Annotated in this window: 1 protein-coding gene; it reads left to right on the plus strand. The window is 53.5% G+C overall.

Features of this window, described 5'->3' with window-relative positions; translation table 11 throughout:
• Positions 1-104 precede the first annotated feature (104 nt).
• The coding region (locus MLE19_RS22930; protein WP_240720625.1) for a helix-turn-helix domain-containing protein at positions 105-389 on the plus strand (285 nt) is incomplete at its 3' end.

Consider the following 389-nt stretch of genomic DNA (forward strand, 5'->3'; position numbering starts at 1 on the left):
ATCCTGGATTCATAGAATAAGCGCAGCACTTTGGACCACAAGGTAGAGGCAGGAGGGCCAGCGCCGGTACCCTCTCTGCCTTACCTACCAAAGTGAAGCAGAGCATGGGATACCGACAACTGACCCAGATCCAACGATACCAAATTTTTGCCTATCTTGAGACCGGCATTAGCCAGCGAAAGATAGCTAAGGCCATTGGTGTCCATAGCAGCACCATTAGTCGCGAGATAAAGCGCAACGGTCTGACCAGTGGTTATGCGCCTGAACAGGCTCAATCGGCAAGTGATCAGCGCCGACGCACTGCCTGGAAAGTGACGAAGCGGCTGCCCAGCCTGATTCGCTGGGTCACTGACCAATTGATGGACGAATGGAGCCCTCAGCAAATCAGT

Origin of the sequence: Vreelandella neptunia (assembly GCF_022489065.1) — a bacterium.
In the GTDB taxonomy this organism is placed as follows: Bacteria; Pseudomonadota; Gammaproteobacteria; order Pseudomonadales; family Halomonadaceae; genus Vreelandella; species Vreelandella neptunia_A.